At 39.4% G+C, this 26058-nt stretch carries 27 protein-coding genes and 1 other annotated feature (1 of these 28 cut by a window edge); of the genes, 2 read left to right on the top strand and 25 right to left on the bottom strand.

Annotated features, from left to right (window positions below):
* Nucleotides 1-62: 62 nt before the first annotated feature.
* The 6 genes from ACKP2L_RS00955 to ACKP2L_RS00930 form a co-directional block, all read right to left on the bottom strand.
* Entirely contained in the window at nt 63-1493 is a 1431-nt protein-coding gene (locus tag ACKP2L_RS00955; RefSeq protein ID WP_439425522.1) for a C69 family dipeptidase, read from the bottom strand.
* Nucleotides 1494-1551: 58 nt separating this feature from the next.
* Nucleotides 1552-1794 (bottom strand): type B 50S ribosomal protein L31, encoded by a 243-nt coding sequence (locus tag ACKP2L_RS00950; protein WP_439425521.1) that lies wholly within the window; start codon nt 1792-1794, stop codon nt 1552-1554.
* Nucleotides 1795-1876: 82 nt separating this feature from the next.
* A complete protein-coding gene (locus tag ACKP2L_RS00945; protein ID WP_439425520.1) occupies nt 1877-3163 on the bottom strand; it encodes a UDP-N-acetylglucosamine 1-carboxyvinyltransferase in 1287 nt (428 codons plus the stop codon).
* Between the two features lie 12 nt (nt 3164-3175).
* Entirely contained in the window at nt 3176-4834 is a 1659-nt protein-coding gene (locus tag ACKP2L_RS00940; protein ID WP_439425519.1) for a CTP synthase, read from the bottom strand.
* 122 nt (nt 4835-4956) lie between these two features.
* Nucleotides 4957-5508 (bottom strand): DNA-directed RNA polymerase subunit delta, encoded by a 552-nt coding sequence (gene rpoE, locus ACKP2L_RS00935; RefSeq protein WP_439425518.1) that lies wholly within the window; start codon nt 5506-5508, stop codon nt 4957-4959.
* Nucleotides 5509-5546: 38 nt separating this feature from the next.
* Complete coding sequence (locus ACKP2L_RS00930; RefSeq protein ID WP_439425517.1) at nt 5547-5981, bottom strand: DUF1934 domain-containing protein; 435 nt, start codon at nt 5979-5981, stop codon at nt 5547-5549.
* 44 nt (nt 5982-6025) lie between these two features.
* Between ACKP2L_RS00930 and ACKP2L_RS00925 the strand changes: the two genes are divergently transcribed.
* Nucleotides 6026-7321, top strand: a complete 1296-nt coding sequence (locus tag ACKP2L_RS00925; RefSeq protein WP_439425516.1) for an HD domain-containing protein — start codon at nt 6026-6028, stop codon at nt 7319-7321.
* A gap of 18 nt (nt 7322-7339) precedes the next feature.
* On the opposite strand, the gene ACKP2L_RS00920 is transcribed toward ACKP2L_RS00925, so the two are convergent.
* From ACKP2L_RS00920 to ACKP2L_RS00855, 14 genes are all read right to left on the bottom strand, one after another.
* A complete protein-coding gene (locus tag ACKP2L_RS00920; RefSeq protein WP_439425515.1) occupies nt 7340-8038 on the bottom strand; it encodes a VIT1/CCC1 transporter family protein in 699 nt (232 codons plus the stop codon).
* A complete protein-coding gene (locus ACKP2L_RS00915; protein ID WP_439425514.1) occupies nt 8035-8715 on the bottom strand; it encodes a VIT1/CCC1 transporter family protein in 681 nt (226 codons plus the stop codon). Before ACKP2L_RS00915 ends, ACKP2L_RS00920 begins: the two co-directional genes overlap by 4 nt.
* A gap of 97 nt (nt 8716-8812) precedes the next feature.
* Nucleotides 8813-9244, bottom strand: a complete 432-nt coding sequence (locus tag ACKP2L_RS00910) for a universal stress protein (protein WP_439425513.1) — start codon at nt 9242-9244, stop codon at nt 8813-8815.
* Nucleotides 9244-10824: an Nramp family divalent metal transporter gene (locus ACKP2L_RS00905; RefSeq protein ID WP_439425512.1), complete on the bottom strand. Its 1581-nt coding sequence runs from the start codon at nt 10822-10824 to the stop codon at nt 9244-9246. Before ACKP2L_RS00905 ends, ACKP2L_RS00910 begins: the two co-directional genes overlap by 1 nt.
* A gap of 215 nt (nt 10825-11039) precedes the next feature.
* Nucleotides 11040-11927: a cation diffusion facilitator family transporter gene (locus ACKP2L_RS00900; RefSeq protein ID WP_439425511.1), complete on the bottom strand. Its 888-nt coding sequence runs from the start codon at nt 11925-11927 to the stop codon at nt 11040-11042.
* A gap of 19 nt (nt 11928-11946) precedes the next feature.
* Nucleotides 11947-12648, bottom strand: a complete 702-nt coding sequence (locus ACKP2L_RS00895; RefSeq protein ID WP_439425510.1) for an NAD-dependent protein deacylase — start codon at nt 12646-12648, stop codon at nt 11947-11949.
* A 6-nt stretch (nt 12649-12654) separates the two neighbouring features.
* Complete coding sequence (gene ppcA, locus ACKP2L_RS00890) at nt 12655-14175, bottom strand: phosphoenolpyruvate carboxylase (RefSeq protein ID WP_439425509.1); 1521 nt, start codon at nt 14173-14175, stop codon at nt 12655-12657.
* Nucleotides 14176-14210: 35 nt separating this feature from the next.
* Nucleotides 14211-15236, bottom strand: coding sequence for a tryptophan--tRNA ligase (gene trpS, locus ACKP2L_RS00885; RefSeq protein WP_439425508.1), 1026 nt, complete (start codon nt 15234-15236; stop codon nt 14211-14213).
* A 36-nt stretch (nt 15237-15272) separates the two neighbouring features.
* Nucleotides 15273-15923 carry a phosphatase PAP2 family protein gene (locus ACKP2L_RS00880; protein WP_439425507.1) on the bottom strand — a complete coding sequence of 217 codons (651 nt, stop codon included), beginning with the start codon at nt 15921-15923 and terminating at the stop codon, nt 15273-15275.
* Nucleotides 15920-17422 (bottom strand): hypothetical protein, encoded by a 1503-nt coding sequence (locus ACKP2L_RS00875; RefSeq protein ID WP_439425506.1) that lies wholly within the window; start codon nt 17420-17422, stop codon nt 15920-15922. The genes ACKP2L_RS00880 and ACKP2L_RS00875 overlap by 4 nt, the downstream gene beginning before the upstream one ends.
* Complete coding sequence (locus ACKP2L_RS00870) at nt 17419-18327, bottom strand: ATP-binding cassette domain-containing protein (protein ID WP_439425505.1); 909 nt, start codon at nt 18325-18327, stop codon at nt 17419-17421. Before ACKP2L_RS00870 ends, ACKP2L_RS00875 begins: the two co-directional genes overlap by 4 nt.
* The gene (locus tag ACKP2L_RS00865) at nt 18305-18679 is read right to left on the bottom strand and encodes a GntR family transcriptional regulator (protein WP_439425504.1); all 375 of its coding nucleotides are present in this window, start codon (nt 18677-18679) and stop codon (nt 18305-18307) included. The genes ACKP2L_RS00870 and ACKP2L_RS00865 overlap by 23 nt, the downstream gene beginning before the upstream one ends.
* Before the next feature lie 2 nt (nt 18680-18681).
* Entirely contained in the window at nt 18682-19488 is an 807-nt protein-coding gene (locus ACKP2L_RS00860; RefSeq protein WP_439425503.1) for an ABC transporter permease, read from the bottom strand.
* Nucleotides 19485-20414: an ABC transporter ATP-binding protein gene (locus ACKP2L_RS00855; protein ID WP_439425502.1), complete on the bottom strand. Its 930-nt coding sequence runs from the start codon at nt 20412-20414 to the stop codon at nt 19485-19487. The genes ACKP2L_RS00860 and ACKP2L_RS00855 overlap by 4 nt, the downstream gene beginning before the upstream one ends.
* Before the next feature lie 193 nt (nt 20415-20607).
* On the opposite strand from ACKP2L_RS00855, the gene ACKP2L_RS00850 reads away from it, so the two are divergent.
* Nucleotides 20608-22023 carry an ABC transporter substrate-binding protein/permease gene (locus ACKP2L_RS00850; RefSeq protein ID WP_439426179.1) on the top strand — a complete coding sequence of 472 codons (1416 nt, stop codon included), beginning with the start codon at nt 20608-20610 and terminating at the stop codon, nt 22021-22023.
* A gap of 36 nt (nt 22024-22059) precedes the next feature.
* Here the strand turns inward: ACKP2L_RS00850 and ACKP2L_RS00845 are convergent, their stop codons facing one another.
* From ACKP2L_RS00845 to ACKP2L_RS00825, 5 genes are read right to left on the bottom strand one after another with little or no spacing between them, the layout of a single operon-like run.
* Nucleotides 22060-22521 (bottom strand): FAD-binding oxidoreductase, encoded by a 462-nt coding sequence (locus tag ACKP2L_RS00845; RefSeq protein ID WP_439426178.1) that lies wholly within the window; start codon nt 22519-22521, stop codon nt 22060-22062.
* Between the two features lie 14 nt (nt 22522-22535).
* The gene (locus tag ACKP2L_RS00840) at nt 22536-23426 is read right to left on the bottom strand and encodes an FAD-binding oxidoreductase (protein WP_439425501.1); all 891 of its coding nucleotides are present in this window, start codon (nt 23424-23426) and stop codon (nt 22536-22538) included.
* Between the two features lie 15 nt (nt 23427-23441).
* Nucleotides 23442-24104, bottom strand: coding sequence for a methionine ABC transporter permease (locus tag ACKP2L_RS00835; protein WP_439425500.1), 663 nt, complete (start codon nt 24102-24104; stop codon nt 23442-23444).
* On the bottom strand, nt 24101-25123 hold the full coding sequence (locus tag ACKP2L_RS00830; RefSeq protein WP_439425499.1) for a methionine ABC transporter ATP-binding protein: 1023 nt from the start codon (nt 25121-25123) through the stop codon (nt 24101-24103). Before ACKP2L_RS00830 ends, ACKP2L_RS00835 begins: the two co-directional genes overlap by 4 nt.
* 8 nt (nt 25124-25131) lie before the next feature.
* On the bottom strand, nt 25132-25977 hold the full coding sequence (locus ACKP2L_RS00825; RefSeq protein WP_439425498.1) for a MetQ/NlpA family ABC transporter substrate-binding protein: 846 nt from the start codon (nt 25975-25977) through the stop codon (nt 25132-25134).
* A 44-nt stretch (nt 25978-26021) separates the two neighbouring features.
* Nucleotides 26022-26058: a binding site (T-box leader), on the bottom strand (it continues 180 nt past the right edge of the window).

Below are 26058 nucleotides of genomic sequence, written 5' to 3'. Positions count from 1 at the left end.
CGAAGCTAATGCTCCGGTTTAATTTTACTATTCTGTGTAAACCCTTTCAAAGATTGAGGCCGTCAATTATCGCCGCGAGCGAATTTATTATGCATCAAATTAGAAACAGTAAAGAGTACCTCATTTAAGAGTTCCTCTGTCTCTTCTTTTATCCGATCGGTGATCTCTTGATTAGACCTAGTCAAAAAGTCAGTTAACTCCTTGCCTGCTAATCCAGCCGCGTCTTTATCCGTTGCAATGATAGCCGCGTGATCCTGGCTCAAAGTCCTTTCCTGATATTGTTCGATACTAGCGATAACTTCATGATAATGAGAATCAGCAAGTGCCGCGATCAAACGATTGATCCAATAAAAATTCTCGGAAGTAACACGGTTTGTAGTGTCTCTTAAGTAAGCCGGAGTATCTTCAATGTTAGTGTAGAAAGGAATCAGAGTATTAAAGGGCATCGAACCGAACGCGATCCATTGCAAAGCGCGATATCCTTCTGGACGGTCAGAGCGAAGCTGCAAAATCGATAATTCGCCGGTACGATTTATACCGATCGGACGAAACGCTTTTTTCTCTGCTTCAGTACCGGTCGTACCATACGGATCATAAACTGTATCTTGATAATGGCCAGACAGCAGGTACTTAATATCTTCGATAGTGATCTTCCTGAATGGTTTTTGAGCAAATGGAATCGTATCGCTCATCGGATCCTGTGAAACAGAAGGAGTCAAAAACTTCTGGATAAACCACGCACGCGGCGTATTGTAGTGATGATCATTATCGGCATGAGAGCCAAAGGTCAGCCGGCTGTTTATTTTTCCGTCGAAAGAAAGATCCAAATGATTATTTTTGATAAATTCTTCTAAATCATCTGAATATAGAAAATTATCATTATCGGAAAAATCAACTTCTTGAATACCTAGTTGGTTGGGCACAGTTACATATGAATCATCGGGGACGCGTTGCGCCAGCCAATGATGGCCGCCGATCGTCTCGATAAACCAAACTTCATCGGTATCAGAAAAAGCAATCCCATTTTTTTCATAAGTACCATATTTCTTGAGCAAAGAGCCTAAACGCAATACCCCTTCTCGTGCGGAATGAATATATGGCAAAACGATCGTCAACATATCTTCTTCGCCGATACCGCTTTGAACCAGCGGATCAGCTCCTAAGACGCGTTCATTACTGGTGATCGTTTCCGTAGCACTCATCGCCACGTTTTCAGCATTGATCCCTGCTTCGCCCCAAACGCCGTCGGTATTGATCGCATTAGGAACGGATGTATAACGCAGCGGTTGATCAGGCAGATCGATAACAATTTTAGATATTTTAGAAACATAGTGCCGCGGCTGCTGATCAGGTTTGACTACTATAAATTTTTTGGCTTCAAAGGTGCCGTTGCCAGAATCTTCCGTTCGAGCAACGATCGTTGAACCATCATAACTGGCTTTTTTGCCAACCAGGATCGTCGTGCAAGAAGAAAGTACTTTTTGAATGCTCATTATTAAACTCCCTTGAATTTTCCGTATGTACTAAAAAAGCTGCTAAGCAGCTAAAAAATTATTTAAAACCATATTTTTTGTTGAATTTGTCGACCGCACCATCAGCTTGGTTGATCTTTTGCTTTCCAGTGTAGAAGGGATGTGAATCTGACGAAATTTCAACACGTACCATTGGATACTTGTTGCCTTTATAATCAACTTCGCCTTGTCCTTTAGCTGTAGAGCCGGCTAAAAACTTTGCGCCAGTAGCTGTATCAACAAAGACAACATCGTGATAATCTGGATGAATATCTGCTCTCATGTTCTTTCTCCTTAACGCCCTTTGATTTTTAACCAAAGAGTCAGTAATAACCATAATATACTAACAAAAATTATTGATCTTTTCAAGAAGCAGTGGTCGGCATATTAGCATTTTCTACTTCTACATCAGCACCTAAACCATTTAATTTGTCCTGGATCTTCTCATAACCGCGCAGGATATGCTCAGCATGAGTAATCGTAGTCTGGCCATCGGCCATCAAACCAGCAACGACCAAAGCCGCACCAGCTCTTATTTCAGCCGCTTGAACCTCAGTACCGACCAAGCGCGGGGATGAATTTATCTGAATAACGCCGCCTTCTAAAGAAGATATATCGCCGCCCATTCGTCTAAGTTCGACTACATGGCGGATCCGCTGCGGATAAATAGTATCAATGATCGTCGAAAGGCCGTCTGCTTTCATCAACAAAGGACTGATCGGCTGCTGAAGATCAGTAGCGAAGCCGGGAAATGGGGCCGTGGTAATGGTGACCGGGCTAAGGCGGTGGGTAGCAGGAACAAATATTTCATCTTCAGATATACGCAGATGAACGCCCATTTCGATCAATTTAGAAGTAAAAGATTCCAAATGTTCTGGAATGACATTCTTTACAGTAACCCCATCCCCCATAGCAGCCGCAGCTGTGATATATGTCCCGGCTTCGATTCGGTCAGGAATTATCGTATGTGTAGCTGAAGATCTTAATATCGGTACACCGGAGATCCTGATCGTATCAGTACCGGCACCGCGAATATTAGCTCCCATGTTATTCAAAAAGGTGGCTAGATCAATAATTTCCGGTTCTCGGGCAACGTTTTCCAAAATGGTCAGACCCTTAGCCTTGACCGATGCCATTATCAAATTCATAGTGGCGCCGACAGATACTTTATCAAAAAATATCTCAGCACCGTGTAATCCTTCAGATCCAGTCGTGATATAGATCGTATCATTTTCTTCATGAACAGAAGCCCCTAAGGCCTTAAAACCCTTTATGTGCTGTTCGATCGGACGCGGACCGATATTATCTCCGCCCGGAAAAGTAACTATCGCTTCCCCGAAACGTCCTAAAAGCGCGCCCATAAAGTAATAAGATGCACGTAGGGATTTTATCGCATTTTTTGGTAAAGGAGCTTTGATGATCTTGGTAGGGTCGATTTCCAAAAAACCATCATGAAAATCAGAACTGACATTCATTGATTTCAAAATCAATTGGAGATTATAAACATCCAAGATGTCAGGAACCATATCGAAGCGAACCGGTGTGGAAGCAAGTATCGATGCCGGTATCAAAGCAACTGTTGAGTTTTTGGCGCCGCAAATAGTAACTTCGCCATGAAGTCTTTTGCCGCCCTTAATTAAAATCTTAGCCATTACTCTTAGATTTTATCTTATCTGGGATTTGTTTTCAGAACTCTTTTGCTTATTCCGCGATAATGCATGTGAAATAAATGACGCATAGAGGCCCTCAGGACGGTCCGGACGGCTGGAAAACTCTGGATGATATTGGCATGCAACAAAGAAATCATTTTTAGGATATTCGATTATTTCTACCAGCGAATGATCAGGCGAAGTCCCGGAAAAAACCATACCCGCTTCTTCAAACTGCTGACGATAGGCATTATTAAACTCATAGCGATGGCGATGACGCCTAGATATTTCTGAAACATTATCATAGGCTTCGGCAGTTTTGCTGCCGGCCTTTATTTCAGCTTTATAAGCACCAAGCCGCATCGTCCCGCCGATCTTTGTGATCTTTTTTTGTGAATCCATCAATCCAACGACCGGGTCTGGCGTGTCCGGATCCATTTCAGCTGAATTAGCTTTTTTCAAACCTAAGACATCACGAGCGAATTCAACCGATGCCATCTGCATACCAAGGCAAACGCCGAAAAAGGGGATGTCATTTTCTCGAGCAAATTTGATAGCCGAGATCATACCTTCCGTTCCTCTTTGACCAAAACCGCCAGGAACGATAATGCCGTCAAACTCAGATAATTTTTCACCGGCATTATCATTGGTTATTTCTTCAGAATTGATACTGTGAAGATCGATCCGCGAATCAACAGCATAGCCGGCATGTTTCAACGCTTCGTGAACAGAAATATAAGCATCAGGCAAATCAGTGTATTTACCGACCAAAGCTATTTTGATAGATTTTGAAAGGCGGCTGATCTTATCGACCAGCTTTTGCCAGTCGGTCAAGTCTGCTGCCGGATGATCGGCCAAACCGAGTTTTTCTAAAACGACCTGATCCATATTTTGTTTTTCCAAACTAAGAGGAACTGAGTAAAGTATTTTGGAATCGATCGATTGGATGATCGCATCAGTCGGAACATCAGTGAATTCAGAAAGCTTTTCTTTCATAGAAGCGGTGATCGGTTTTTCCGCACGGACAACGATCATGTCCGGCTGAATCCCCATACCGCGTAATTCATGTACAGAATGTTGAGTAGGCTTCGTCTTCAATTCGCCAGCCGCATGCAGGAACGGAACCAAAGAAACGTGGATATAAAAAGTGTTATTAGCGCCGACATCCTTTTTCATTTGACGTATAGCTTCGATAAAAGCCATTGATTCGATATCGCCGATCGTACCGCCGATCTCGGTAATGATGATGTCAGCGGATGATTCTGCCGCTCCTCTAACGATCTTGTCTTTGATCGCGTTAGTTACATGCGGAATGACCTGAACCGTTTTACCCATGTAATCGCCTGTACGCTCTCTTTCAATGACTTCTTGATAAATTTTTCCAGAAGTCACGTTCGAGTACTTATTGGTATTGATATCCATAAAACGTTCATAGTGGCCAAGATCCAAATCAGTCTCAACACCGTCATTGGTAACGAAGGTTTCGCCATGCTGATAAGGAGACATCGTCCCTGGATCGGGATTTAAATAAGGATCGAACTTCTGTACGGTCACCTTCAGCCCGCGTGATTTTAAAAGCCTGCCCAAACTGGCAGCCACGATACCTTTGCCCAAAGAACTAACGACTCCGCCGGTTACGAAGATATATTTTGTCTGCTTGATATTATTTGCCATAAAAATAAAAAAGCTCCTGACTTATTAGGTTAGGAGTTTCGCTCGACTATTAGAGCGCCCTAATTTACATTACAGGTATAAAAAGCACCCGTCAAGTAAAAATCAAAAATATTTAAATATAATCAGATATCCTGATCGCCATCGCTCAAATCATCAAGATCATTCTTGTCTTTAACAACATCGATACTTTTATCATTAGTCGATAGATCGATCTCATCTGCCGCTTCCGGAGTTGAATTATCATCAGAATCATCGTCTGAATCGTCATCAGAATCATCGGTGTCGATAACTTCATCATCATCGGCATCTTCGTTATCGTCGATATCGATAACATCAGCTTCGTTGTCACTCGTATGTTTCGCACGGCGGTGGCGCGGATGGCTGTCTTCTTCATCAAGGTCCTCATGGATAGACTCGTTGATAGAATCAATAGCGAACCATGACCGCAAAGCCCACTCGTTTTCGCCCATACTGATAAAAGAACCGTCAGCATTAAGATCGGTATAAAAACGCAGGATCCGATCATCATCGAACTTTTCTTGTCTAAATTTTTCTACTTCAGAAAGCAGATCAGAAAAAGATGTCTGCTTGCGGCGGTCATTTAAAATATCACGAGCGATCTCTATATCGCTCAATTCTTTAATTTGTTCTTCTGTATAATCGCTTGTATTCATTAATATTAATTCCTCTGCTACGAAATTGGTCTACTACGCTAGTCTATCGTACTAACCGATGGCGAGAAATGCAAGGATAAATCAAATTTTCCTGCCGATTTATCCGCTTGAAAGATTTCATATACTATTTTTATATCACCAGTTCCGTTTTTTTGTTGAAAAAGAACTTTTTCAGTTTTTACCGATAAAGGTATCGAACCATATTGATTTGCATAAACTGAATCGGCAGATTCAAGCGATTGATCATAAACGATGTGGGTAGAATTTTCGCCAAAATAAACGATACGTTGTTTGCTTGCTGCTACTTCTAAACGTACCAAACGCTTCTGTTCTTCGTATAAAACAGTCCAAGATCCGTCATCATTGACCAAAAGATCGCCTTTAGCCTGCTGATCGACCGTTTGTTTCTCACCCGCCTGATCGATTTTTGAACTTATTTCTATTTTAATAGGTATTTTTTTATCTTCTGCCATTATTAAAATTATACAGTTATTACACAATAGTCTAAAATTTAATTATGGTTGCTTTAAAAACACAAAAAGTATTTCGAGATCCGATCCTGGGATTCATTCATGTTGATGATTCAATAATTTTAGATTTGATAAATTCTCACGAAATGCAGCGTCTTAGAAGGATCAAACACCTAGGCGTCGCCAATCTCGTTTTTCACGGCGGTGAGCAATCCCGCTTTCAGCATTCTTTAGGAGTTTATGAAATATCAAGGCGAATGATATCGGCCCTAGATGATAATCAAGAACTTGCTAGCAGCAGTGCGCGCTGGGATCATAAAAACGATCTGCTTGTCCAAGCTGCCGCCTTGCTGCATGATGTTGGTCACGGTGCTTATTCGCACACTTTTGAACATTTGTTTAAGACCGTCCACGAACAGTTTACACAGAAAATAATCGTTGATCCATCGACTGAAGTCAATCGCATTTTGAGAGGTGTCTCAACTGATTTTCCAAAACAAGTTGCTGCGATAATAGCCAAAGATTACCCGGACAGCCGCGTAGTCCAAATGGTAAGTTCCCAGTTAGACGCCGACCGGATGGACTATCTTTTGCGCGATGCTTACTACACTGGTGCGGAGTACGGTCGATATGATATAGAAAGGATCTTAAGATTGATGCGCCCGGTCAAAGAGGGATTCGTTTTTGACATCTCCGGTGTACATTCGGTCGAAGACTATGTGATCTCCCGTTACCAGATGTATTTACAAGTATATTTTCATCCCGTATCCAGAGGCATGGAAGTTGTTTTGGAAAACCTGTTGACCAGAGCTCAAGAACTATATGACAAAAATAAAAATGACAAAATGTTCTTCGATCTGATCAAACCGATTTTTGAATATAAAAATAAGATCGATCTAAAAGATTATTTAGCATTAGATGATTCGGTTTTCAACACGGCTTTTAACATTTGGCAAGACTCTGATGACAAAATCTTAGCTGACTTGGCTAAACGTTTTCTTGACAGAAAACCGCTAAAATCGATCGTTTTAAACGAGGAGAGCGCTAAGGAAATACCTTATTTAAAAGAAAGGATCAAAAGCGCTGGTTTTGATAGCAAATACTACACAGGAGAGAACGATGCAACTGATTTACCGTACCAAAGCTACTCTCCTAAAACAGGACAAGATGGGATCAAATTCATTTATCCGGATGGAAGCCGTAAAGAATTATCAGAATTAAGTCCCTTGGTAGAAGCCATCAACGGCAAGGAATCGATCGATCGGCGGTTCTTTTTCCCCAAAGAGATCACCAATGATCCTCAGGTAGGAAAAATTTATTTAAAATACAAAAAAACCTACTAAATTAAAGTAGGCAAACTGTCAGAACATTCGTCCAACATACCAGTGAATCGCTACCGTAATGAGACCGATAACAACGTTTCTAACGATAGCGCTTTTTCGATCTGATTTTCCAAGAATAGCAGAAAGATTACCAGTAATCGCGACAGCGATCGCCGTAGCAACGATCGTGCCGACAAATTTTATTTGTTCCGGTAAAAAGAACATCGCTCCCAGTGGAAAGATACCCCCGCAAAAAGCACTGAATAGAGAACTGAAAGCAGCATCCCAAGGATTTACGTATTCGCCGATCCTCATCGTATATTTTGCATAAACGACCGAACCCAATTCTTTTTTTGCTATCAGCTCTTTAGCGATCTTAGTTGCAGTATCTTCGCTGACACCTTTATCGATATAACTTTTTTTAATAATATTGATCGAATAATTTTTGTCTTGATTGATATTCGCTTGTTCGCTGCCGACAACAGCACGTTCTGTTTCTCTTTGAGCTGAAACCGAGGCATATTCTCCAGCTGCCATTGAAAAAGCGCAAGCGAGCAGGTCTGCGAACCCGGCGATCAAAATCAAAAAATTATCTGTAGTCGCGGCAGCGGTCGAAAATAGAACACCAACAACCGTTAAAATACCATCATTAGAACCCAACACGCCGGCTCTAACTGAATTCATGCGCTGTTCAAGCGACTGTTTTTTCTTTTTAGTAACGACAGTTTTAGTCATCATCTTCCAAATAGACCTCCTATCAAATAAGTGGCCGTCATGGTAAACAATCCTGAAATAACATTTCTAACGATGCCGTTTTTAACATTAGCTTGTCCAATTCTAGCAGCAAAAAAGCCGGTTATAACTAAAGCGATCAAAACTCCGACATAAGTCGAAAATATTTTATAACTTTTTGGTACCAGTAAGATCGCTGCCATCGGCAAAGTAGCACCTAAAGGAAAACTAAAGAAGGAGGCTATTGCCGCGTGGTAGGGACTAACCTCATCGCCTATATCGAATCCGTGTTTTACTCTAACAGAGGTTTCGATCGGTTTATTTTTCATCATTTCCAAAGCTGCTTGATGTGAAAGATCGATTGATATTTGATCATTTTGCAAATCTTTTTCAACGATTTTTACTTGTCCTTCAAAATCGTCTTTATTTAACTTGCTTTCTACCTTGACAGCTGCTTTTTCTGCATCCCGTTGACCGTGAACTGACACATACTCTCCAGCAGCCATTGAAATCATGCCGGCAAGAGTTCCGGCAAAACCGGCAATAAAAATTGCCCAGTTGGAATTCGTTCGGTTAACTGTTGCAGCAAACACTCCAAGAACGATTCCAGCTACCGAGATTATGCCATCGTTAGCTCCCATGACCGAGGCACGAATTATATTTATCTTTTCCGTTAATGTCATAAAACCTCTTAATCTATTTACATAGAAAAAAGAGCCTAATAACAAACTTTTTCAAAAGTTTGCAAAGACCTCTTCTCCATTATTCTCCGTTAAATTATTAACGAATTATCAAAACTGAAATTGGTGAATACTGAGCCATATATGCAGCCTGACTGCCAAAGTGACGGGCAATACCCTTTTTGGCTTCAGAACCGATTATCAATAAATCAGGCTGGACTTGCGGAATAACATTTTTTACAATCGTCTCTCCAGCTTGTCCTTCGGCAACCACAGCATTTACTTTTTTAACACCGGCCTTTTCAGCCTTTTCCTTATAGCCAAGAACATGTTTGCGTAAATCTTCGATCTTGCCATGGACATAATCCTTGCTCAATGCCTGGTAAACGTTAAAATCTTCGTCTTCCAAGACTGAAACGATCGTAAGTTCAGCATCATCTTCTTTAGCACGGCTGATAGCATATTCAAAAGCTAAAATAGCGTCTGGCGAGTCATCAACACCGACTAAAATCTTCTTAAATTTAGAGTCCATTATTTAGCCTCCTCTAATTGCTTAGCAGCTAAACGCTTATCTCCACGATAAATATCATAGCAGACCCAAATCATCAAAATGACGATCAAAGCAATTATTATATAAGCAATCGTGTGGGCTAGATTTATTTGACTCGCTGAGGCATTGCTGCCCCAAAATGCAGCAATGTTATCAGGCATTCCAAGAAGGTTCAAGTAGGTCAATCCAATAACAGATATCCAACCAAGAATCTTTATCCAAAGACTGTTTTTGAAACGATTAGTCATTTCAGCCTTACTGTCAGTAAACATCAGCAGCGGCAGCATTGAAAATGGCAAAGCGAAGGCCAGAAAGACCTGAGAATTAGTCATCAAATCGTTCAACGCCTCATGCTGCTGAATAGCAGATTGGTTGCTAGTCATTGAAACACAGATCAAAACTGGAATAACAGAAATCAAACGGGTAACCAAACGACGCAGCCATAACGGCATCTGCATATGAATGAAACCTTCCATGATAACTTGACCAGTTAAAGTTCCGGTGATAGTCGAATTCTGACCTGATGCTAACAGAGCAACAGCGAACAATGTAGAAAGGATTCCGGTTCTTGCAACGCTGATCAAAATACCGTTACTCAAAGTAGAAGTATCAGATAAAGCGTGGAATAAACCAAAGAATGACGGATCTTTAACAGCACCGCTCTTAAAGACTGCGACACCCATGATAAGCAGCAATGCATTTACAAAGAAAGCAGCTGTTAATTGGATGTTAGAATCCCAAGCACTGAAACGAACAGTTTGTGCAACACTTTCTTCATCGTCATGGTCTATTTCTCGAGTTTGCGAAATAGCCGAATGGAGATAAAGGTTGTGCGGCATAACAGTCGCACCAATGATTCCCAGAGAACCAGTCAATGGTGTCATACCGGCAACATGCGGTGATGTTGCAACAGCGGCAGGACTTGGAAGCAATCCAATAAGAACACCGCCCCAATTAGGATTCGACAATGCGACCTGATAGACGAAAACAAAAAGAATAACAAGGATCAAAGCAACGACGATAGCTTCGATCTTTCTAAAACCGATCTTTGTCAGCAGCAATAGCAGCAGGACATCGAACACGGTAATAAAGACCGCGATAACAAGCGGTATATGGAACAGCAGATATAAGGCGATAGCAGCACCGATAACTTCAGCGATATCGGTCGCCATGATCGCTAACTCGGTCATGATCCAAAGGATGATCCCTAAAGTCCTGCTAGTCCGCGCACGAATCGCTTGTGCCAGATCCATCTGTGAAACGATACCTAATTTAGCCGCCATGTACTGAAGCAGCATCGCGATCAAACTAGAAATAAGGATGGTGGTCATCAATAGATATTGAAAGTTTTGACCGCCAGTAATAGAAGTTGCCCAGTTACCTGGATCCATATAACCAACAGCAACTAATGCTCCTGGTCCAGAATATGCAAAAAGCGTTTTGAAAAAGCCTTTGCCTTTGGGTACTTTAACAGTTCCGTTTATCTCCTCTAGTGAAGGACCGTTCGCATAGTGAATGAGACCTTTGCCAGAGCGGAACTTGCTTTGAGCGTTTTCACTCATAATCTAATACCTCTCTAATAAAGTTTTTTAATTTTAAGCGTACTCTCCCCCTAAACAGAAAGCACAACTTGTGAATTTATGAGGTTATCTCCTGTTTATCATATATGTCAACCCACTTGGATGTGAATAGCTGATAAATAAGAACTAACTCGATTTAACTATACACTAATAAAATATACTTTGTAAAAATGTAAGTGTTTACTATAGAAAAATAATTAAATTTGCGACTCATTATGTTTCTTTTTGCTGGTATCCAGCTGAATCGTAATATGGTCGATATGAAATTTTTTTCTCAAACCATTGGTCGCTCGATCAACTATATTCATACAATCATCAAAATCAGTAACTTCCAAATGGGCCGATAAAGCTGTGTCGGTCGTAGAAAGAGGCCAAATATGCATGTCATTGATCTTATCGACTTTCGGTAAGGACAAAAGGTAGCTTTCAACTTCTCTTTCTTCAATATCACGAGGAACAGCATTAGTAACCAACTCAAAGGACTCGCAAAAAACACTCCACGATTCAAACAAAATAAAAATTGAAGCCAGAATCGAAATTATTGGATCTATCCAGTACCAACCGGTAAAATAAATAATTATCGCTGCCACCAAAACCGACACGCTGACAAGTGTATCGCCAAAGAAATGCCAAAAATTAGCTCTTTCATTGAGATCAGCCTTGCTGCGCATCAAATAAGCAGTCAAACCATTGATCAAAATACCTAAAAAAGCAGTCCCGGCAACGATCCAACTAACCGTTTCAGTCTGATCATTTGTAAAAAGACGCATTAAAGATTCCCAAATAACGATCGCTAAACCAGCCGCAAGTATCAGTGAATTAACCGACGCAGAAAGGATGGTCGTGTTATAAAAACCATAAGTATGCCTTTTAGTAGGTTTTTTAGTCAAAAGAAAAACCGCCAGCATCGAGATGACTAAAGAAAGTACATCCCCGAGATTATGGACGGCATCAGCTATCAAAGCCATCGAATTAGCCAAAAAGCCGCAGAAGAATTCAAAGGCAATGAAAACAGTATTGATTATCGTTCCAATAACATTAGAACGATTTTGTAAATTAGAATTTAATTTTCTTTTCTCTTCCATACATCAAATATTAGCGCAACTAATTAACTTTAAGCTGAGAAAAGAAGTCAACAGCATTTGTAATTATTTGTTTGATAGGTGCACCAGTTTGGATACGTTCCATATTTACCGAAATCTGCGGTGTTCCGACTGGAGCATAATCGATCAAGCCGGCAAATGGATAAACTTTAAAACTAGTTCCAACGACCACAACAAGATCCGCTTTAGAAACGGTATCCACGGCTTCTTGAACATGTTGAGGCATTTCTTCATAAAAAGTTATGTCCGGACGCAGGATCGCATGATCGCTAGTACGATACATAGATTTCAAATAGTGTTCGACCGTATCCGGTTTGTGGTCAACAGGAGCATAGATACGATACAAAGATCCATGAAACTCGATCGTAGAAGGATCAAGCCGCGTATGCAAACCATCGACATTTTGTGTAATGACTTTTGCTTTTTCGGCGGCTGCAAATTGAGCCATGCGTTTATGGATAATGTTCGGCTCGGCCTTAGGAAAATACATGTTATCCAACATGAACTTATATTGACGCTTAGGTTCCTTTTCAAAACAAGTATGACTCAAAAGATACTCTGGTCTATCCAAGGCACTGTTAGTGTAAAGACCGCCTTTGCTGCGGTAATCAGGAATTCCCGAAGCTGTAGAAACACCAGCCCCCGTCATGAAAACGATCCTGTGAGAACGATCAAATAAATCTTGAATTTCCTGATCAATCATATTTTATTACCCCAAAAACTTTCTTAATCGCGCCTGCTTCTCAATGATCATGGTTTTAGTATCTGGATCAGACACTTTAACAAGATCTGAAGCTAAACGCCCGTGCTCTTCTTGCTGTTCAGTACTGTGATCAGTTTGGAATTGAAGGATCGCACGCAAATCATCAATATCTTCGATCGCTTCTTTCCAACCAGGATTATTCTCGCTCAAAGTTTTCAATGCGTCAAAATTGATCCAACCGGCCAGTTCGGTAAAATCTTTTTTCAAATTAGGATAATGTTTAACAAAAACACCTAATTCCTTAGCGTTCAAGCTGACCAAAGCACGGCCAAAACCGATAAATTCCGGCGGCAGACCAACAGAATAAAGACTGCCGGTAAAAGTAATAGCTCTTGGCATTTTATAACCATCAACTTGACGCGAATAAGCTAAAATACCAACATGCTGCCGACGATCACGTCTTTTTGGAAAAGCATCAAAGACAGGCTGCAGATCCTTGATAAGCTGGTCGATAGTATGGTGATAGTAATTAGCGGATTTTTCAGCAACATTGACCAGGATCTGCTTATCCTCATCACTAATATCAGCCGCCTGGCTTTTTTGCAGACCGGTCCTGAGATCGTTGATGGCTTTTTTTACCTCCGCAAGAGGATAATCATAACGAAAAGCAGATTGGATGGTAGCTGTTTTCAATCCGGGGAATTCTTCTAGATAACGTGTGATCCTTTTTGGCGAAAGGCCGCCGCGGAAAATCGTCGATCCAGTACCGGCTATTGGAAAGACAGGTATCTGCTCACGATCAGAAAATTCAGCTAATTTAGTTAAAGCGACCTTATTTCCGATAATAGAATTCATAAAACCGTTGCTTAAAGCAGAGTCTGAACCAGCCAAAAATACCCTTAAATATTCCGGGCGTTCGTGCAAATGTTCTTGGTGCATTTTCAAATAGTCATCAAGGATATCTGAAGCGTTCAACTGGCTTTGGAATCCTTCAAAAAGAGGGATCATTTGGATCAATGGATCATTTTTATAACCGTCAGTAAATTCCTCAGACTTAAATCTCGCTAGAGCAGAATATTTATCGGCCATCTTTTCCAGCTGAGCTGCACTTTTAGTCATTGGCAAAATAGCCTCGAACAAGGGACGCTGAGAAAAACCAAGGTCTTTGGCAAAATCTTCTGCTGAAAGAATGGTAGTCATTGCCTGCATCAAGCTATAGCCTTTTTCTTCCCAAATATTAGGAAAACGAAAGGTCAAAAATTTATCGGAACCCAAAGGGTTGTCTTTAAAATATTCATAATCTTCGGAGTAAAGTCGATCAATGACAGCAGCATCAGCGTGCTTGCCTTCCCAGTCCCACATATATTCGTCGGCATCTAGTTCAGAAAAGTTATTGAAAGCTTCGTCGATCTCGTTATAAGCAGATACAAAAGGATCATTATCTTGTTTAAAAAAAGGGACGCCAGCATTGTCTGGATGCTGAGTAGCCATTATGTTTGGGATTTTTCTCGAAATTTTTTCTGCCATTTTATCTATCTATTCCTTTGATCGTTTTTATGATTTCAGCTCAGAGAATCAAAATAATTGACTCCGATCGCTTCCCTTACTTCTTTCATGGTACTCTCAGCCACAGCATTTGCCTGTTGAGAACCATCTTTCAGCATCTGCAAAACAGCTGGTATATCTTCAGAAAAATCTTGGCGGCGTTGACGGATCGGTGTTAAAAATTTATCCAAAACATCGATCAGATAAGACTTCAACTTTACATCACCCAAACCGCCGCGCTGATAATGTTCTTTTAATTCTTCAACTTCCTTCTTATCCGGATCAAAGATATCCAAATAAGTAAAAACAACATTACCTTCTACATGACCGGGGTCAGAAACGCGCAAATGCTTTGGATCGGTATACATCTGGCGAACTTTTTCAACTAAAGTATCATGATCATCAGATAAATAGATAGCATTACCCAGAGATTTAGACATCTTAGCATTACCGTCTATCCCAGGTATCCTTCCTAATCCTTTCGGCGGGAAAACGCCCTGAGGTTCAACCAGTATATTTGTATGATAAGCACTATTAAAACTACGAACCAGCTCGCGTGCTTGTTCGAGCATCGGTTCTTGATCATCACCCACGGGAACCTTCTTAGCCTTGAAGATAGTTATATCGGCTGCTTGACTAACAGGATATGTAAAGAAACCAGCTGGTACTGACTCATTAAAGCCTTTTTGCTGAATCTCATTTTTAACAGTTGGATTTCTTTGTAAACGAGCTACAGTAACGAGATTCATATAGTATGATGTCAGTTCGAACAAACCCTTGATCTGTGATTGTACGAAAATGGTCGTTTTCTTTGGATCGATGCCGACTGCCAAATAATCAAGCGCAACCTCAGTCAAACTGCGGCGTATCTTTTCAGGATCACGAGCATTATCGGTGAAAGCCTGCGTATCAGCTATCATAACGAATGGTCTGTAATCACCAGAATTTTGCATTTCAACACGATTTTTAAAAGAGCCGACATAATGACCTAAATGCATCTTGCCGGTAGGACGATCTCCAGTTAAATATATTTCTTTTTCCATGAAATCAATTATAGATATTTTAAGCTTAAATACAGTCTAAAAACAAGGACCGAAAATAATTTTATAGATTTTAAAACTTGCAAAGACCCAAAAATACGCCAAGAAGAAACCGGCAGCAACATCACTTAAATAGTGGACCTGTAAATAAATACGGGAAAAAGCGACCACCAAGGAAAACAGAAGAAATGCGAGAATTATCGTTTTTTTCCATTTAAGATTTACGGTCTCAAGTAAAATCACCAACAGGAATAAAACGATAAAAACATCAGTTGAATGCCCAGAGGGAAAGGAGAAACTATTTTTTAAAAAACTATGTTCCGGCCGCTGCCGTTTAATCAATTCCTTTATAAATATCCAAACAAAATTACCGCTAAAAATAGTCAAAATAAAAAAGAAAAATCGTTTCTCTGAAATCGCTGCGCGGCAATAAAAATAAACTGTTAATAAAGAGATGAACAAAATCATCAGCACCGGTCTGCCTGCAAAACTAAAAAAAGACAGCAGATCGATCATCAGGTAATTTTGTCTTAAAAAAAAGAAATCAGAGACATTTTTGTCAAAAGATATCAGAAAAGGGCACTTAAAAATAACCAGCAATGAAAGACAGCAAAAAATAAAAAGAGATAGAAATAGTGAGATAAAGGCTAACTGTTTAGTTGACGGACTGGTTTTAAAAAAATTTGTCATTTGATTCTAAGTTTGCGCTTTAATTTATCAAAAGAAAGATTTGGTTGGAAAATCATCCAATAATTGAATGCGATGATTATAAATCCCCAAACGACCCACCAAACATTGCCGGAAACGTTATTACCAAAACTAGAACTCTGCCAAGAAGGAAAGACAAGGCGAATAAGGACTGGTATCCAAAAAATCCAAACACTGAGGAAAAATACAAAAGCAAAGAAAGCTTTTCTGATTTTCCAAGACCTCACGAAATTATTATCGCTTTCAATGGAGTATGAGCGATAAATACGAAGCGCCAAAGCAATAATGATAATCGATAACACTAGCGGCGCAAGGTATCCAAAAAAGTTTTGGTCAAAAAATTCATTTATATTTTTTAAAAATTTCCAATTGAAGTGAAGGTTCAATCTCAAAAAGTTGTTAAAGAAATCAAAAATAGCACCAGTAGAAAACAAGAACAAAATCGTAGCAATAAAAGCCGCAAAAGAGGCATATATTTTGCCAAAAATAGAGCCGAAGAAGGAATCTATCAAAAATTCAAACGCAAATAAAAGCAAAGACGAGAAAAACATTTCTAAAATGACTGAAAAATAATACAAAGGACTGAAATCCAAAAATTTCGCAGGAATGAACATTATTTTTGCAAAATAAGCCAAAAGCAAGGAAAAAATAGTCGCTAATGATGGCACGAAAAATAACCAAAAACCTTTTGTAAAGGCAATGTAACTGCCATTCTTTAGCTGCTTGAGCATATAAGCATTGATCCCTCTGCTTTGGTCGATCAAAAAAGTTATTGCTGTAAACAGGATCAGGCCCAAAAAAGCACCAATACCCAAAGATTGCGGGAATTTAAAAGCTGTTAAGTAAGTTTTTTGCGATCCAAAAGGCTGCCCTTGATATTTTGGATCGATTCGGTTTGTTGGTAATAGGACTTGGCGCAAAAATAAATTATAACTGTTTCGAGAAGCAGGGACATTAGGGTCCAATTCAAACCGATTAGGATGGGCAACGTCGAAAAACAAAACCTTTTTTCGATACTCAGAAAATGTTTCAGGAAGTATTTTTATAGAACGCTTGTAAAAATTATATTTGTGAATTTTACTGCCGCTCATTGTAAAATTTCCCTCGAGAGTTTTTTGATCTATCAGCGAAATATAAAGAAGCAGTCTGTCGCTGTCAGTCAATGATCCACGGGAAATATTCGTATCATCAGCATCGTCAGAACTGTTGCCGGAAATGATCGGGCCCTCTTGAAAAGGTGCTTTGCCGTTCCAGCGGTCAACGATTTTTAAAGAATCATTGATATTATCGTTACGAGCAGCAAAATCCTTTATACGATAATAATCATGAGCAGAAAAACGATTATCAAAATTGTATTTTACTTGATGCCACGTAGTCGCATTAATAAACAAATAAATAAACGATAGTAAAGAAACGATGATGACCGCAAACCAGATCCATATCTTTCTCAATTGATAATAAAGTTTTAGAGATTTGATCATTGTTCTTTTTCTTTCCCTCTTTTTATAGTTGAATGTATGCGATAATCCTCTTCAAAAGTCGCACGGAAAATGTCATCCGAAGTAACTTGCAGCTCTTCAATATATTTAACTGGTAGGTCCTTTATTTTCGCAGCCATACTATCGTCGTAATTTTTAAATAAAACCACATACAGATGACCTCTTTTCTCCAAAATGTGTCCCTCTTTGGTTACCAGCTCAGGAATTTCTCCTTCAATTACCATTTGCATCTTAGCTACTTTAGCTGTCGAGATCTCATCTCCTGGCAAATAATCTTTGTAAATACGCCCATCTTTGATCATTAAAATACGGTCAGCTAATAAATCCAATTCGGAAAGATTATGGGAAGCGATAATGATTGAAGCTTGGTTACTAGAAACCGCACTGATCAACATCTGTTTGACCTTGTCTTTTATCAATAGGTCGAGACCGTCGAGCGGTTCATCAAGAAGAATATATTTTGCCTTGCTGGTTACAGCAGCGATCACTAAAACCAAGGCCTTTTGGCCCTTGGACAAAGCGGAAAGTTTTTTACCGACCGGCAATTCATTAGCTCCTATGAGACTGAGAAACCATTCTGAATCAAAATAGGGGTAACTTACTGCAAAAATTTTTGCTAACTGTTTAGCTGAAAACCCGCCGGTAAAATTCCCAGGGGCATCAAGATAAAAAATACTTTCCTTAACATTTTTATTATCGTCTATCTCTATTTTTCCATGTTCCGGCAAATATTCGCCAGATATAAGACGAAAAAGAGTCGTTTTACCGGCTCCATTTCTGCCAACCAAACCAACTATCGAACCTAAACCGACCGAAAAAGACAAATCGTTGATTATTGTCGTCCCAGTCAAATCTTTTTTTAAATTATTGATTTTCAGCATCATCATTACCTAATTTTCCATTTAAGAATTCTTTGATAGTTTTTTTATCAACGCCTATTTGAATCAAATCGGACAAGGTATGAGAAAGCTGATCAAAAAGCTGACGCCGATTGTTTTCCTTAAAACGATCAACATTGCCAGTAACAAAAGTTCCCTTGCCTGCCGCGGTTTTTATCACATCCTCAGCCTCTAATTCTTTATAGGCTTTGGCAACGGTGTTTGGATTTATCCTTTCCTGGAGAGCCATTTCACGTACAGATGGTAATTGGTCATTAGCTGATAAAATCCCGTTAGCAACTTCAGATTTGATTCGATCAACTAGTTGTAAATAGATCGGTTTGTTTTTTTTGATAGGCATTTTTAAAGATTTCGCCGACTGAATACCAAACCAGCTATTGCCAAAAACAAGAAGATCCAAACCAAAGTTGCTGACAAAGATTGTGCAACAGTTAAATGATAAAAGGCGATTCGACTGTCAAAGACCTGTTGCCCAAAAGCTATATTAGTATTAAAGGGATTCCAGCTTATAAGATGAAAATTTTTATAAAACAGCGACATAGATAATCCGTTGATAATATTTCCCGCCAAATAAACTATGAACGCAGATGCGATAGCGATCGAATTAGATTTCAAAAAACTTGAAATCATCAAGGCGATCGAACCGACAAAAGCGATCGATACCATACCTGCCAAAAAGTTATGCCAAAGAAAGGTCCACTCAGAATACTTAACAGTAGAAAAAATATAGCTTCCTGTTTTTGAAGTTACTACCTGATACAAAAAGTGTTGGTTTCCAGCAACCAGCAGCCACCATAGCAAATAACTGATCACCGCAATAACATAGAAAAAAATGTAATCAAATACCAGCTTGAAAACTTTAGCCATAAATATAGCTATGCGGGAATTACCGCGAGCAGCGATCACTTTGATCGTATCAAATTGAAATTCTTCTGAAAGGATAGAACTAAATAACACGATCAAAAAAATAGAAACAAAGGCGATGTAATAACCGTGATGGGAAACATAATCAAGTTCATGTGTTTTACTGTCCGTAAGTCTGTAAATAACAGCAGTTGCGAGCGGAACCAAGAAAATGATAGCTGTATACACCCAATAAGAAAGTCTATGGAATGATTTAAAAAACTCCTGCTTTATCGATTGCCTCATGCTTCGCCTCCTTTGATCATTTCAATGAACGAATCTTCCAAACTTTGCTGTTCCTCTTTGATCGATAATATTTCTATCTTATTCATGACTAACTGTTGAAGCATTTTATTCAAGGTATTCTCCTTATTATCAATGAATACCTCAACGCTTTGCTGGATGGTCGGCTTAAAACCGATCAGCGCTAATATATCAGCTGCTTTTTTGTCATCAGACGTTTTAACAGCGACCTGTCTTTTATCAGAACCGGCCCGCTGCTGTTCAAAAAATTGATCCTTAGTACCGTTAAAAAGAATGTGTCCATGATTGACCACGACCAGATCATCGGCAATCAATTCAAGTTCGCTTAATATATGAGAACTTATCAAAACAGAAATACCATGATCAGCCAGGCTAGTCAGTAAAGAACGCATAGCATGTACCGACTCAGGATCCAAGCCATTCATCGGTTCGTCTAAAATAACCAGCTCCGGATTATTCAAAAGCGCGATCGCGACCCCTAGACGCTGTTTCATTCCCAAAGAGTATTTTTTTGCTTTTTTGTGAGCAAATTGCGTGATGCCGGTCCTATCAAGGATACGACCCAGATCTGCATATTCCATCCTAGTTTTATCAGCATACAATTTTAAATTATTAAAGCCGGACATAAACGGATAGATCCCTGGTGTTTCTATCAAAGAACCGACCTTTTTTAGCGGCAAAGTATTATTCTTGCTGACTTTTTTACCGGAGATTTTTATTGAACCTTGATAATCAGTCAATCCAGCAATCGATTTCATGATAGTCGTTTTTCCTGCTCCATTAGGTCCTATCAAACCGACTATCCTTCCGCGATTTATATTAAATGAAAGGTCAAATAAAACTTGGCTATTACCGAAACTTTTGTTGACGCCTTCAAGATTGACCAGCGGTGCACTATCTTTGGCCATTTTCCCTCCTTGATCTATTATGCGTACTATAATACACAGTACAGATAGAAAATGCAAGAAATACATTTTTAACCAAAAATAAGTTATTAAGAATGTTATAAAAGTTGACACCTAATTTCTTTAAAATTATATTTCATGATAGTCTGATTTCTGGGATGCATAACTTAATCAATAAATTTTCAATTATTTTCTTATCTATTTTATTAGCTATACCAGTCTTCACGATCGCTGCTTCAGCAAAAAAACGCATTACAATATAACCACCGATGTTACCTACCCTCCCTTTGAGTTTCAAAAACAAAACGGACAATACACCGGGATCGATGTTGAAATCATCAGAACGATCGCCAAAAGAGAAAATTTCTCGCTTGATCTAAAACCCATATCTTTTAACTCGGGAGCCCAGATGGTGCTTTCCGGACAAATGGATGGCATTATCGCCGGGATGAGTATTACTCCAGAAAGAAAACGAGTCTACGACTTCAGTAGACCCTATTATCGAACCGGTGTCGTCTGGGCTGTTTCAAAGAAATCAAACATTACCAAACTGTCGCAGCTCAGAGGAAAAACTGTTGCACTTAAAACCGGAACTGCTTCTGCTGACTATGGAAAAAGTTTACAAAAGAAGTACGGCTTTAAAATAACTTATTTCAATGACTCTAACACCATGTACAACGATGTTGTCGTCGGTAATTCAGATGCGGCTTTTGAAGATCTGCCGGTAATGCAGTACGCTATTAAAAATGGTCTTGAATTAAAAATTCCAAAACAAAAAGTAGCTAACGCCGGCTGGTATGGATTTGCAGTTAGAAAAGGACGCAATAAAGCATTGCTGGCATCTTTCAACCGCGGTCTTGATTCGATTCAAAAAGATGGTACTTATGATCGTATAATCAAGAAATACTTGGGTCAAAGTCAAAGACACTATTCCGGCAATTCGGCTAGCGATTCTGGTTCCAGCAGCATGTGGCAATTATTAAAAGCCAATTTCCCGAGTTTTGTAAACGGGATAATCGAAACTTTAGAGTTAACAGTTGTTGGTATCATTCTTGCATCTATTTGGGGAATAGTCCTAGGAGTTATGGGGGTTGCCGAATCAAGGTTCTTTAGAGGTATATCTACATTTATAATTTATATTTTTAGAGGGCTGCCTTTACTAGTACTGGCTTTCTTCATTTATATCGGAATGCCCCATGTTCTTGACGCAAAAATTCCAGCTTTTGTGGCTGGAATAGTAACTTTGACCTTGAACGAAGGAGCCTATACAGCTGCATTTGTTAAAGGAGGTTTTCAAGCTGTCGACAAGGGACAGATGGAGGCCGCCAGGTCAAATGGATTGAGTTATTGGCAAAGTATGCATCACATAGTGATGCCGCAAGGAATCAGGATAATGGTTCCCAGCTTCATTAACCAATTCATCATAACTTTAAAAGATACTTCTATTCTTCAAGCGATCGGTTTGGTCGAACTGACCCAAACCGGTAACTTGATCGTCGCTAGGACTCAGCAAGGATTCCAAATTTGGGCAATCGTAGCTGCAATTTATCTGATAATGATCACATTGCTGACTTGGTTGTCTAATTGGGTACAACATAAAATCAAAGCATAATAAAAAATCAGCAAAAGCTGATTTTTTTTATTAATATTAAAATTTTCGACCAGGATTTAAAATACCATTAGGATCAAATACTGCTTTGATCTTTTTTTGAAGTTGAACTAAATTTTTACCTAACTGCGGCAGTACCCAAGCTTTTTTTATTTCGCCGACCCCATGTTCCGCAGATATGGTGCCGTTAAGTGATTGAACGAACGAAAAAATCCTTTCATTTGCCTCCAAAACATCCCGAGGTATAACTCCCGAATTTTTTTCGATCGCAATATTTGGGTGAAAATTACCATCACCAGCATGTCCTCCTAAAAAGGCTTTGACTTTGCTTTTAAATGATAGCTTTTCGATAAAATCAGCTAATTCAGGCAGCTTAGACAATGGAACAGCAACATCTTCAACGATCAAACGACCGTATGCTGCCTCAGCCTGATAATAGTCTTGACGTATTTTAATTATTTTTTCAGCGTAGTCAGCATCATCGGTAACTGATACTTGGATCGATTTAGAATCATTTAAAATTTTTTCAAAGCTTCTAAAGCGCCGCTTGGAGCAGCATCAAGCTGGAATATCAATAAAGCCTTGGCACCGTCTTTAGCTAGATGTACACCTTCATAATTATCCAGTGCTTCAATAGACGTGTCATTTAAAGCCTCAAGCATCGACGGATCAAGCCCGCTTGCTGAAATCTTTTGTACGGCAGCGCTAAGATCCGTCATACTGGCAAAAGTAGCAAGCCCTGTCACTGATTTGCCAAATGGGATCGGCAGCAGTTTGACAGTCGCTGAAACAACTATCGCTAAAGTACCTTCTGAGCCGATGATCAAATCGGTAATATCATAACCGACATTATCTTTAAAAGTTTTGCTTCCAACACTCAAAAGACTTCCATCCGCTAGAACCAAATCTAGGCCAATAACAGACTGCTTCGTTGTCCCATATTTCAAAGAACTCATACCGCCTGCATTAGTGGCGATATTGCCTCCTATCGAACTTATCGGTTTGGAGCCAGGGTCAGGAGCAAAGAAATATCCCTGTTTTCTAACCTCAGCATCCAAATCACCATTCAAAACACCAGCTTGAACGATCGCGTACTGATTTGGAATATTTACCTCTAATATTTTATTGAGTCCTGATAGATCCAAAACTATCCCATTATCGATGCCTGCAGAACTATTTACTATCGAAGTACCGGCTCCGCGGACAGTAAGCGGTATTTTATGTTCATTAGCAAATTTAGTTGTTGCCTGAACATCAGCAACACTTTTAGCCTTGACTACCAATGAGGGCAAATAACCAGACGAAACTTCTTGTGTGTATTCGTCCTTTCCATAAACTAATAATTCTTTTTTATCCCTTAAGATCTCTCCGTCGGGAATCTTTAAATCGGAAACCTTTTCTGTCATTTTTACCCTCCAAATTTACGATCTGTCAAAGTAAACGGCTAATCTATCGCCGATAAACTGAATCAGCTGAACAATGATGATCAAAATTATTATCACGCTGATAAGAACACCGGTTTCGTAACGATTGTAGCCGAATTGGATCGCTAAATTACCAATACCGCCGGCTCCGATCGTACCGACCATTGCCGAATAACCAATCAAACTAATAACAGTTAACACGACTCCACGGATCAGAGACGGCAGTGCTTCCGGAAAAATAACTTCTTGAAAGATAAGCCAAAAGTTTGCACCAGTTGATAAAGCCGCTTCAATAACTCCTTGATCTATCTCAGAAAAAGAACTTTCGGCTATCCTAGCAAAAAAAGGCACAGCCGCGACCGACAACGAAACTGCTCCGCCAAGCGGCGTATAAGGATCACCGGCAAGGATTCTAGCTAAGGGTATTAAGACGACCATTAAAATTAAAAAGGGCAATGATCGAATAGCGTTTACCACAAAACCCAGGATCGAATTCAAAGTATTATTAGGTGAAAAAAGATCATTGGAAAAATAATAAAGCAATAATCCAATGATGGTACCAAAAATTACGCCAATTATGCCGGAAATAGTTACCATTTCAAAAGTTTCCCAAAGAGCCTGACCGAGATTCTGTTCCAAAATCGTGATCGTTTCATTCATGACCGAACCTCCTGAACAGAATAAACGCGGTTTTTCAGTTGTTCGATAGTTGACTCGATATCATTTGGGTTACCGGAAACCAAAACCGTGAGAATACCGATAGCCTTCAAACCAATAAATTCTATTCGCCCTTGAAGTACGCTGATCGAAGTATTATTCTTACCTGCTACATCGGTTATGATAGGATCTAAAGAACCATCGTCTTGGTATTTCAAACTAAGTACTTTTCCACTTGAATCTTTCAATCTTTTCTTAACTTGTTCCGGTAAATCATTTTTAAGAAAACGGCTGACAAGTCTTTTTGCCATATTCGATTTTGGTTTTGCAAATAGATCATAAATAGAAGTTTTCTCGACGACCTGACCATTTTCCATTACTGCAACCCGATCGAAAAGATCTTTGGCAACTTCTAATTGATGAGTAATAAACACGATCGTTATTTTTAACCGCTGATTGATCATCTTTAAAATATTAATTATTTCTTCAGATGTTTCTAGATCCAAAGCACTCGTCGCCTCATCGCACAAAAGAATATCCGGATCATTAGCAAGCGCCCGAGCAATGCCGACCCTTTGTCTTTGACCGCCTGATAATTGTGATGGGTAACTTTTTTTAAATGTACGCAAACCCACTAAATCAAGTAATTGATCAATTTTTTCATTTTGATCTTTTTCCGGAAATCCAGCCGCATCTAAAGCAAAGGCAATATTTTGGTAGATATTTCGATTACTTATAAGGTTAAAATTTTGGAAAATAAAACCGATTTTTTTCCTAATAGCAGCTAAAGACCTCCGATCGATTTTAGTTATATCAACATCGTTGACTCTTACGATTCCCGAACTAGGAAGCTGGAGTCTATTTATGGTCCTGATCAAAGTTGACTTCCCGGCGCCTGATAGGCCGACTATTCCAAAAATTTCACCTTTCTCGATATTCAAAGAAACATCATTAACAGCTCTTACAGATTTACCCTTTTGCCTGAAATCAACAGAAACATTTTTTAATTCTATTTGACTCATCTAAAAAATCACCTCCAGGAATTTGGCTTTGCAAAATCTTTGAATTGCGAATCTGCGATTCTTTGACGAAAATCATTACTGTTAAGAACCTGCCGGACAGCTTTTGCAAAAGCTGAATTCTTTTGATCGGTTTTTACAACAAACACATTTTTATAAGACTCCTGTAATTTTTCCAAGGCTAAGGCTGAACTGGGTCTTATCTTGGCATTCCAAGCAAAATTACCCGGGATCAAAGCTAAATCAACATTGCTTCTAGACTGTGGCAGCTGAGCAGCATCAAGAGTTTTAAAAACTAAGCGGTGAGGATTAGCGGCAATATCAGAAATGCTGGCAGTTGCGGCATTTATATTATTTTTCAAAGTTATCAAATGATTAGCAGCCAATAATTGCAATGATCTTGCTAAGTTTGACGGATCATTAGCTAGCGACACTGTTGCGCCATCATGCAGAGCATTTAAAGACTTGATCCTATTGGAATAAATACCCATACCAAGGGTCGGAACGGTTCCCATAGCAGTTAATTTAAGATGATTTTGTTGCGAAAAAGTTTGTAAATAGACTCTGTGCTGAAAGAGATTAGCATTTATTTCACCGCTATTCAGTGCCTTATTAGGCTGGATATAATCGTTAAATTCTGTTATCCGCACTTGATAGCCGTGTCTCTTTAGCAAGGGTCCAATAATATTTTTAGCCATATCTCCATAGGGACCTGGTGCGACTCCGACCCTGATCGTTTTCAAATTTCCGTTAGCATGATTGCTTGATCTAGAAGCACCGATGCCTATCGAAAAAACTAAAACCAAGAGTATTACAACGACCCCTATGCTTAAAAACCATTTAGTATTTCTTTTCATTTTCTTTCCTTTCCAAGAAGACAAAAAAATCCTTTATCAAATTGATAAAGGACGACATTTGCCGTGGTACCACCTTAATTA

The organism is Oenococcus alcoholitolerans (genome assembly GCF_051852995.1).
Classification (GTDB): domain Bacteria; phylum Bacillota; class Bacilli; order Lactobacillales; family Lactobacillaceae; genus Oenococcus; species Oenococcus alcoholitolerans.
Note: the sequence above shows the minus strand (reverse complement) of the source record. Positions and strands in the feature narration are given on the sequence as shown.

Excerpts from the sequence above, each read along its gene's own strand:
- ACKP2L_RS00930 (WP_439425517.1), bottom strand. The coding sequence starts at position 5,981 with ATGGCAGAAGATAAAAAAATACCTATTAAAATAGAAATAAGTTCAAAA.
- ACKP2L_RS00940 (WP_439425519.1), bottom strand. The coding sequence starts at position 4,834 with ATGGCAAATAATATCAAGCAGACAAAATATATCTTCGTAACCGGCGGA.
- ACKP2L_RS00945 (WP_439425520.1), bottom strand. The coding sequence starts at position 3,163 with ATGGCTAAGATTTTAATTAAGGGCGGCAAAAGACTTCATGGCGAAGTT.
- ACKP2L_RS00865 (WP_439425504.1), bottom strand. The coding sequence starts at position 18,679 with ATGCCTATCAAAAAAAACAAACCGATCTATTTACAACTAGTTGATCGA.
- ACKP2L_RS00895 (WP_439425510.1), bottom strand. The coding sequence starts at position 12,648 with ATGATTGATCAGGAAATTCAAGATTTATTTGATCGTTCTCACAGGATC.
- ACKP2L_RS00825 (WP_439425498.1), bottom strand. The coding sequence starts at position 25,977 with ATGAAAAGAAATACTAAATGGTTTTTAAGCATAGGGGTCGTTGTAATA.
- ACKP2L_RS00920 (WP_439425515.1), bottom strand. The coding sequence starts at position 8,038 with ATGATGACTAAAACTGTCGTTACTAAAAAGAAAAAACAGTCGCTTGAA.
- ACKP2L_RS00925 (WP_439425516.1), top strand. The coding sequence starts at position 6,026 with ATGGTTGCTTTAAAAACACAAAAAGTATTTCGAGATCCGATCCTGGGA.
- ACKP2L_RS00915 (WP_439425514.1), bottom strand. The coding sequence starts at position 8,715 with ATGACATTAACGGAAAAGATAAATATAATTCGTGCCTCGGTCATGGGA.
- ACKP2L_RS00860 (WP_439425503.1), bottom strand. The coding sequence starts at position 19,488 with ATGAGGCAATCGATAAAGCAGGAGTTTTTTAAATCATTCCATAGACTT.
- ACKP2L_RS00835 (WP_439425500.1), bottom strand. The coding sequence starts at position 24,104 with ATGAATGAAACGATCACGATTTTGGAACAGAATCTCGGTCAGGCTCTT.
- ACKP2L_RS00855 (WP_439425502.1), bottom strand. The coding sequence starts at position 20,414 with ATGGCCAAAGATAGTGCACCGCTGGTCAATCTTGAAGGCGTCAACAAA.
- ACKP2L_RS00870 (WP_439425505.1), bottom strand. The coding sequence starts at position 18,327 with ATGATGATGCTGAAAATCAATAATTTAAAAAAAGATTTGACTGGGACG.
- rpoE (WP_439425518.1), bottom strand. The coding sequence starts at position 5,508 with ATGAATACAAGCGATTATACAGAAGAACAAATTAAAGAATTGAGCGAT.
- ACKP2L_RS00905 (WP_439425512.1), bottom strand. The coding sequence starts at position 10,824 with ATGAGTGAAAACGCTCAAAGCAAGTTCCGCTCTGGCAAAGGTCTCATT.
- ACKP2L_RS00840 (WP_439425501.1), bottom strand. The coding sequence starts at position 23,426 with ATGACAGAAAAGGTTTCCGATTTAAAGATTCCCGACGGAGAGATCTTA.
- ACKP2L_RS00880 (WP_439425507.1), bottom strand. The coding sequence starts at position 15,923 with ATGACAAATTTTTTTAAAACCAGTCCGTCAACTAAACAGTTAGCCTTT.
- ACKP2L_RS00830 (WP_439425499.1), bottom strand. The coding sequence starts at position 25,123 with ATGAGTCAAATAGAATTAAAAAATGTTTCTGTTGATTTCAGGCAAAAG.
- ACKP2L_RS00910 (WP_439425513.1), bottom strand. The coding sequence starts at position 9,244 with ATGGACTCTAAATTTAAGAAGATTTTAGTCGGTGTTGATGACTCGCCA.
- ppcA (WP_439425509.1), bottom strand. The coding sequence starts at position 14,175 with ATGGCAGAAAAAATTTCGAGAAAAATCCCAAACATAATGGCTACTCAG.
- ACKP2L_RS00875 (WP_439425506.1), bottom strand. The coding sequence starts at position 17,422 with ATGATCAAATCTCTAAAACTTTATTATCAATTGAGAAAGATATGGATC.
- ACKP2L_RS00950 (WP_439425521.1), bottom strand. The coding sequence starts at position 1,794 with ATGAGAGCAGATATTCATCCAGATTATCACGATGTTGTCTTTGTTGAT.
- trpS (WP_439425508.1), bottom strand. The coding sequence starts at position 15,236 with ATGGAAAAAGAAATATATTTAACTGGAGATCGTCCTACCGGCAAGATG.
- ACKP2L_RS00955 (WP_439425522.1), bottom strand. The coding sequence starts at position 1,493 with ATGAGCATTCAAAAAGTACTTTCTTCTTGCACGACGATCCTGGTTGGC.
- ACKP2L_RS00900 (WP_439425511.1), bottom strand. The coding sequence starts at position 11,927 with ATGGAAGAGAAAAGAAAATTAAATTCTAATTTACAAAATCGTTCTAAT.